Here is a 522-nt window from a genome sequence, read left to right as displayed (position 1 = left end):
CCTAGTGTACTGCTTGAGGAGCTTTTAGATCATAGGTGACCTAAAGCTCCTAGAGCGAAACTAAACGGTATAGTTCACGCTGCTGCTTGCTTCGGTGCTTACGCTAAACTTTTGATTTAACAAGGCGAGCATTTGATCGTAGTACTGGGAATTTGGCTTGTTGCCAAGCAGTTTGCACAGTTCGTTACCCGTCGGCGTGAAACGGTAGTACAGCAGACGGATGCCCTTCGTATTCACTTGCAGAGACAAATTCTTGCCTTGATATGCCAGTATCAATGGCGTTTCAATGCCGATCTCTCCTGATTCCAGTTCTGTGCTATGCAGTAACCCCAATTCAATCAATACTAATAGACTTGAGTAAGGCAATTGAAAGCTGCCCATATTCAGATTGCTGGTGTTATCTCGTTTACCAAAGTTGAATATTCCGCCATGTGCCTTATAGCCTATCAATAACTTTTTACTGTTATCGCCGCCAAAACTGCACGCCAAAGAGGCTGCTCTTTGTAGTGTTTGCGCTTCTTT

The 522-nt window shown here is 44.3% G+C and carries 1 protein-coding gene; it reads right to left on the bottom strand.

The genetic code is table 11. From position 1 onward, the window contains the following. Window positions 1-60: 60 nt before the first annotated feature. On the bottom strand, window positions 61-522 hold a 462-nt coding region (locus R8O11_RS31180; protein ID WP_318195385.1), incomplete at its 5' end, for a TIGR03899 family protein.

It is taken from the genome of Vibrio sp. 1288, from assembly GCF_033344475.1.
Note: the sequence above shows the minus strand (reverse complement) of the source record. Positions and strands in the feature narration are given on the sequence as shown.